The organism is Flavobacterium cryophilum, from assembly GCF_048286555.1.
In the GTDB taxonomy this organism is placed as follows: Bacteria; Bacteroidota; Bacteroidia; order Flavobacteriales; family Flavobacteriaceae; genus Flavobacterium.
On record NZ_JBLVPZ010000016.1, the window covers coordinates 21232 to 28638 of the forward strand.

Below are 7407 nucleotides of genomic sequence, written 5' to 3' on the forward strand. Positions count from 1 at the left end.
TGCGTTTCTCTCTAAAATTGAATAAATTTGGAAATATTAAAAATGAAAGTGAAAAACGAAAGATGCTACAAGAAAAAATAAAAGTCGTAATAAGCGATTTAGACGGAACTTTACTTAATTCAGATCACCAAATATCCCAATACACCAAAACTGTTTTTCAAGAACTCCACAATCAAAATTACCTAATAATTATAGCAACTGGTCGTCATCACCTGGATGCAATGCCTATTGTAGCAGGATTGAATGTGCCTCTTTATTTGGTTACCTCAAATGGAGCACGAATACATTCCCCTGATAAAGAGCTGCTTTTTTCTTTTAATATGGAAAGTGATGCAGTTAAATCCGTCTTGTCTTTAGATATTGATCCTGAAATTACAACCGTATTATTCAGAGAAAATGTTTGGCAAACCAATAAGAACAATGAAAAATTAAATGACTTTCAACCAGAAGTAAATTATCATCCAGAGCTCGTGGATTTTGAAAACGTAGAAGATTTGAGTGCTATAAAAGTATTTTTCACGCATGAAAGACATTCGAAATTGATCGAGTTGAGAGATCAAATTTTAGAAAATCATACAGGAGTTTTTAGCCATGCTTTTAGTCTTCCGCTTTGTTTGGAATTTATGGATAAATCTGTAGATAAAAGTGTTGCGATTGCCAAAATTTTGGAACTAGAAAATTTTGTTTTTCAACAAGCACTATCTTTTGGTGATGGATATAATGATGAAAATATGTTAAACTCTTCGGGGAAAGGCTTAGTAATGGGTAATGCACCCGACAGTTTGAAAGATAAACTTTCTCATTTAGATGTAATTTTGACCAATGATAATGAAGGAGTAGCCAAATATATAGCGCAGAAATTACTGAATAATTAATCTTATTTTAACTAACCATACATCCCAATTTACCAATAAAACTAAAACCAAAATGAACAAAAAAATAATCTTTATTCTCTGTATTTTATTTTCCTTAACAATTCAAAGTCAAACGCTAAAACTGGAAGAGATTATGAAAGGTAATGCTTTCATAGGTGTGCAACCAGAGAATGAAAGATGGTCTTTAGATGGACAAAAAGTTTTTTTTGATTGGAATCCAAATAATGAATTGGGCACGAGTACTTATTTTTGGAAAAATGGATTATCAAAACCAGAATTAGCTTCTCCAAATGACGCCGCTTTTTCAAAATTAGATTTAAAAAAAACAACCAATCCAGATTTGTATTATTACATCGATAAGGGAAGATTGTTTTCGTATGCTGTGAAAAGTAAAGTAGCCAAAAAATTATACCAACAAAGCAGTCCGATTGCTAATTTGCAAATGGGTTCTGTACCAGGAGTGCTTTATTTTAGACAAAATGAAAACCTTTTTCAATTTAATACTAATGAAGGATCTGTTCTTCAAATCAGTAATTTCAGACGAGGAAAAGGAGAAGATGCTGCAACGGAAAAAGAATCTTTTTTGAAAAGTCAGCAAGCAGAACTGTTTCAATTTATTAAAGATCAGGAAGCGTTGACAAAATGGAATTTGGCAAAATCAAAAACCGCCAAATCTGATTTTCCAAAACCTTATTATTATGGAAAAAACACCTTTGGAAGCTTAAAAGTGGATCCAAAAGGAAACTTCGCCACTTTCAGATTAGTAGAAGATACAGAACGTAAGAATGAAAAAATGGAACTTTTCATAACGGCTGATGGCTACAATCAAAATGAAAATACTAAGGAGAAAGTTTCTGTAGATAATATGTTGGCAACTAAATTCGGAGTGTATAGCATTGCCAAAGATTCTGTTTATTTCGTAAATTTTTCAACATTAAGTTACATTCAGGATGTTCCTAAATATTTTGAGTTGTATGAAAAATCAAAAGTGACAGAAAAAAAGAACAAATTAATCGTAGTCCAGGAACCTATTTACAATGAAAATGGTTCTTACGCTATTGCCGAAATAAGAAGTCAGGACAACAAAGACCGATGGATTGTCAGTTTAAATTTAGAAAAAGGAACTTTTCAGGAATTAGACCATCAACATGACGAAGCTTGGATTGGCGGACCTGGAATTCCTTCTAATTCTTATGGAAGAGGAACACTGGGATTTTTAGGAGACAATGAAACTATTTATTTTCAATCCGAAGAAACAGGTTATTCCCATTTATATACGTATAATTTAACGTCAAAAAAGAAAATGCAACTGACCAAAGGAAATTGGGAAGTGCGCAACGTAAGTTTGGCAAAAGATAAAAAGTCTTTTTATTTAACCACAACGACTACGCATCCGGGAAACAGAAATTTCTATAAATTGGAAGTGGTAAATATGGTTTTACAGCCAATTTTAACTAAAGATGGTGCTCATGAAGTGAGTTTGTCGCCAGATGAAAGTACATTATTGGTTCGTTATTCGTATAAAAATAAACCTTGGGAACTGTATGTAGCGCCTAATAAAAAGAATACAAACTTAAATCAGATAACGTCTTCTACATCGGAAAGTTTTAATGGATATTCTTGGCGTGAACCGGAAGTGATTACTTTCAAAGCGCAGGATGGAACTCCCGTAAATGCCAGACTATACAAGCCACAAACTGCCAATGCGAATAGAGCCGCTATTTTGTTTGTTCATGGTGCCGGTTATTTGCAAAACGCACATAATTATTGGAGTACATACCACAGAGAATACATGTTTCATAATTTATTGGTGGATTTAGGCTATACCGTTTTGGATATTGACTACAGAGGCAGCGATGGATATGGGCGTGATTTTAGAACTGGAATTTATCGTTTTATGGGCGGGAAGGACTTAACAGATCAAATTGACGGTAAAAAATATTTAGTCGAAAATTACGGAATTGATGCCTCAAGAGTTGGAATCTATGGAGGTTCTTACGGAGGTTTCATCACGTTGATGGGAATGTTGACAACTCCTAAAGAGTTTGCGTCGGGTGCAGCATTACGTTCTGTTACAGATTGGGCGCATTACAATCATGGCTATACTGGAAATATTCTTAATTTTCCAGAAACGGATCCGGATGCTTATAAAAAAAGTTCTCCAATCTATTTTGCAAATAATTTACAAGGAGATTTATTAATGCTACACGGAATGGTGGATGACAATGTTGAATACAAAGATATTGTTCGATTATCTCAGCGTTTTATAGAATTTGGTAAGAAAAACTGGAGTTTGTCTAGTTTCCCCGTTGAAGCTCATGGTTTTAAAGAAACCTATTCTTGGGTTGATGAATACAGCCGCATTTTAAATTTATTCAACGATACGTTGCTTAAAAATAGTTTTACAGATAAAAATAAAATGTAAGAGTTCCGTTCTTTTCTTTGCGAAATTATATGAAATAGTTTTAAATTTGCAAGAACAAAAATAAACACACAACTAGTATAATGAGCAACACCATCACAACTACTGATTTTAATTTTCCAAACCAAAAATCTGTTTACCGCGGTAAAGTAAGAGAAGTGTATAATATCAATGATGAACTTCTGGTTATGGTAGCTACAGACCGGCTTTCGGCTTTTGATGTAGTTTTGCCAAAAGGAATTCCATATAAAGGTCAAATTCTAAACCAAATTGCTACTAAATTCATGGAATTGACGCAGGATATTGTGCCTAACTGGTTAATTGCAACTCCTGATCCTAATGTTGCCGTAGGTCATTTATGTGTTCCTTTTAAAGTAGAAATGGTAATCCGCGGCTATCTTTCAGGTCATGCTGCTCGTGAATATGCGCTTGGCAAAAGAGAAATTTGCGGCGTGAAAATGCCAGACTATTTGAAAGAAAACGATAAATTCCCGGAAGCTATTATTACGCCGACAACCAAGGCCGATAATGGAGAACACGATGCTGATATTTCTCGTGAGGATATACTATCGAAAGGAATTGTTTCTGAAGAAGATTATGTCGTTTTAGAAAAATTCACAAGAGATTTATTTCAAAGAGGAACTGAAATCGCAGCCAGTCGTGGTTTGATTTTGGTTGACACCAAATATGAATTTGGGAAAACCAAAGAAGGGGTAATTGTCTTGATTGACGAAATTCACACGCCGGATTCGTCTCGTTATTTTTATGCTGAAGGATATCAAGAACGTCAAGACAACGGCGTAGAGCAAAAACAATTGTCGAAAGAATTTGTTCGTCGCTGGTTAATCGAAAATGGTTTTCAAGGGTTGGAAGGACAACAAATTCCAAATATGACGGATGAATACATTCAAACAGTTTCTGAAAGATATATTGAATTATATGAAAATATCCTAGGAGAGAAATTTGTAAAAGCAGATATCACCAGTATTGATGAACGAATCGAGAAAAATGTCTTGGAATATTTAGCCAACAGATAATTATTTTTAGAAAAGGTAAATACAAAACCGCAATTCATAATTTTGAATTGCGGTTTTTTTATTTTTTAATTTGTGATTCATAACATGTAATCCATTCTTGAACCGACATTTTTTGGACAAGTTTAGCAATTAAGTCAAACGGGATCTGGTTCCTCTTTTTAAATCGGATGCAACTTTTTCCCATGTCTAATTTTTGGGAGCTGTGTTTTGGGTATTCAGTGATAAACCAGTTTAGTAATACTGGGTTGGCATAAATCCCCATGTGGTATAACGCAATAAAATTTTTCTGTGATGCAATACCTATAAAAGGTAAAGGAAGTTTCGGGTCACAATGATAACCACTAGGATAAATGGAATGTGGCACCACATATCCAATCATGCCGTATGACATTTGTTCAACAAATCCATTTGGAATATTTTCTAGAATAATTTCTCTTAGTTTTGTAAAAGCGTCTTTCCTTTCCTCAGGGATTTCTTCTAAGTAGGCTTCGATAGATGTCGCGGTTGATTGCATTTTTAAGAATTATTTGAATAAAGTTACTAAAAAAACCGCAATTCATAATTTGAATTGCGGTTTTTAGCCCCGATAGTAGTGGAAATCCTTTCTAGTCCTGAACTTGTTTCAGGATCCTGAAACAAGTTCAGGACTAGAAAGATTAAAACGGATAGCGGGATTAGCTCCTAAAACTATTTGAAATAAGAGAATGTTTCTTCGTTTTCTAACTTCAATAAGGTTTCATAAATTAATTTAATCACATTTTCAACATCGTCACGATGCACCATTTCAACCGTGGTATGCATGTAACGCAGCGGCAACGATATTAATGCTGAGGCAACGCCACCATTACTGTATGCAAAAGCATCGGTATCAGTACCCGTAACACGAGAAGAAGCCAATCTCTGGAATGGAATTTCTTTAGCCATGGCAGTTTCTAAAATCAATTCTCTCAAATTATTTTGAACAGCCGGCGCATATGTAACGACTGGGCCTTTACCAATTTTGGTTTCCCCTTCAATTTTCTTATCGATCATTGGAGTAGTGGAGTCATGGCAAACATCGGTTACAATTGCTACATTGGGTTTGATGGTTTTGGTAATCATTTCAGCACCGCGAAGTCCCACTTCTTCCTGAACCGAATTAGTAATATACAATCCAAAAGGAAGTTTTATTTTGTTTTCGTGTAGCAAACGAGCCACTTCGGCAATCATAAATCCACCCATACGATTATCAATCGCGCGGCAAACAAATTTGTTTTCGTTCAAAATCATGAATTCATCAGGATAGGTAATCACACAACCTACATGAACGCCCATTTTATCTACTTGCTCTTTGGTTTCACAACCAATGTCAATGAATAGATTGTTAACTTTAGCCACTTCTTCTTTGTCTCTCACTCGTGTATGAATAGCAGGCCAGCCAAAGACTCCTTTTACAATTCCTGCTTTAGTATGAATATTGACGCGTTTTGAAGGGGCTATTTGGTGATCCGAACCACCATTTCTGATCACGTAAATTAATCCATCATCTGTAATGTAATTTACGTACCATGAAATTTCATCTGCATGACCTTCAATCACTACCTTATAAGGAGCATCAGGATTTATAATACCTACCGCTGTGCCGTAGGTGTCCGTTATAAAAGTATCAACATAAGGTTTTAAATAATCCATCCATAATTTCTGGCCACCACTTTCATATCCTGTAGGCGAGGCATTATTAAGATAGTTTTCTAAAAACTCAAGTGATGACTTGTTTAATATTGATTTTGTGCTCATAAAATTATTTTTTTGCTAAATTATAAATTTGGCATTACAGTTGCGTATATAATGTATAATTTTGGCAATTAAACTTTCCTAATATGAAGCTAATTAAATTTTTGTTGTTTTTTCTATTGATCACTTTGTCTGTTAATGCACAGGAAATACCTCAAGATACTACAAAAATGGGGTATGAATTAGAAGATGACGAATACAATATTAATGATACTATTCAATTACCAGAAGTGCTAATTTATAAAGCGAAAATGGATCCCGAAGCAAGAAAGCAATTCTTAATCCTTCAAAGTCGTGTCTATAAAACCTATCCTTATGCAAAACTAGCTTCGGAGCGATTGACGATTCTTAATAAAGGAATGGCAAACCTTAAAACAAATAGAGAGAAAAAAAGATATTTTAAGATAGTAGAAAGTTATCTGAGTGACGAGTTTGAAGCTAAACTCAAAAAGCTTTCCCGTAAACAAGGTCAAATATTGGTAAAGCTCATCCATCGTCAAACTGGCACCACAACTTTTGAATTGGTTAAAAACCTCAAAAGTGGCTGGAAAGCATTTTGGTCGAATACGGCGGCAAGTATGTTTGACATCAATTTAAAAACAAAGTATGCGCCTTTTGATGTTAACGAAGACTATCTGATTGAATCTATATTAGTACGGGCATTTGATTCCGGAAGATTACAAAATCAAAACCCGGCAAAACCAGTTGATTACGATAATTTAACGGATTCCTGGGAGTCCAGAGCCGATAAGTTGAAAAAATAAAAACCATTTGTGCGTTCCACCTTATATAAAGAGAGGCAACTATTAATTATATAGTTGCCTCTCTTTATATAAGGAGTCGGGCTATGCGCTATAAGTCCTCGCAAAACTCCATTTCATTTCGTTTTCCTGTGGGCTTTCCGCTGCTATCCCTAACGCGAACTTTGGTAAGCCAGCGTTTTTAATTGTTTCGACGAATATTTTGGTACCTTATATATAGGAGCGAATAGAAAAGAGCATGATATAATGTATAGGACAAAAAACCTTAGTTAGTTTAATCTGTGCTCTAATGACCCGGAAGTAAGTTCTAAAGTCGCAAAGCGTACTGATGAACTACAAATAATGCAATAGTGTTTAAATTTCGAAAGAATGTACTAAACAAAAAAATGCTGGTGAAGGCACTCTTCCGTTACTGGAATAGAGGATTTCGACAAGAAAACGAGTGTAATGGGTACTGGATTGTAGTTTTGTATAAAAAACTTCTTCCTTCAAAAAACGTGATATCAGTGAGTTAAAGAAAAAGACAATAAAAGGTTAAA

6 protein-coding genes are annotated in these 7407 nt (G+C 34.7%); 4 read left to right on the forward strand and 2 right to left on the reverse strand.

Features of this window, described 5'->3' with window-relative positions; translation table 11 throughout:
* The first annotated feature begins 62 nt into the window (after positions 1-62).
* From ACNQGJ_RS16510 to ACNQGJ_RS16520, 3 genes are all read left to right on the forward strand, one after another.
* Positions 63-875, forward strand: a complete 813-nt coding sequence (locus ACNQGJ_RS16510; protein ID WP_417974967.1) for a Cof-type HAD-IIB family hydrolase — start codon at positions 63-65, stop codon at positions 873-875.
* 52 nt (positions 876-927) lie between these two features.
* Positions 928-3300, forward strand: a complete 2373-nt coding sequence (locus tag ACNQGJ_RS16515; RefSeq protein WP_417974965.1) for a S9 family peptidase — start codon at positions 928-930, stop codon at positions 3298-3300.
* An 80-nt stretch (positions 3301-3380) separates the two neighbouring features.
* Positions 3381-4334 carry a phosphoribosylaminoimidazolesuccinocarboxamide synthase gene (locus tag ACNQGJ_RS16520; protein ID WP_417974963.1) on the forward strand — a complete coding sequence of 318 codons (954 nt, stop codon included), beginning with the start codon at positions 3381-3383 and terminating at the stop codon, positions 4332-4334.
* A gap of 58 nt (positions 4335-4392) precedes the next feature.
* Here ACNQGJ_RS16520 and ACNQGJ_RS16525 read toward each other — a convergent pair whose 3' ends face one another.
* Positions 4393-4848, reverse strand: a complete 456-nt coding sequence (locus ACNQGJ_RS16525) for a DUF1801 domain-containing protein (protein WP_417974961.1) — start codon at positions 4846-4848, stop codon at positions 4393-4395.
* 173 nt (positions 4849-5021) lie between these two features.
* On the reverse strand, positions 5022-6110 hold the full coding sequence (locus tag ACNQGJ_RS16530; RefSeq protein WP_417974959.1) for a M42 family metallopeptidase: 1089 nt from the start codon (positions 6108-6110) through the stop codon (positions 5022-5024).
* Positions 6111-6193: 83 nt separating this feature from the next.
* Here ACNQGJ_RS16530 and ACNQGJ_RS16535 point away from each other — a divergent pair, with 83 nt between their 5' ends.
* Positions 6194-6871, forward strand: coding sequence for a DUF4294 domain-containing protein (locus ACNQGJ_RS16535; RefSeq protein ID WP_417974957.1), 678 nt, complete (start codon positions 6194-6196; stop codon positions 6869-6871).
* Positions 6872-7407: the final 536 nt, after the last annotated feature.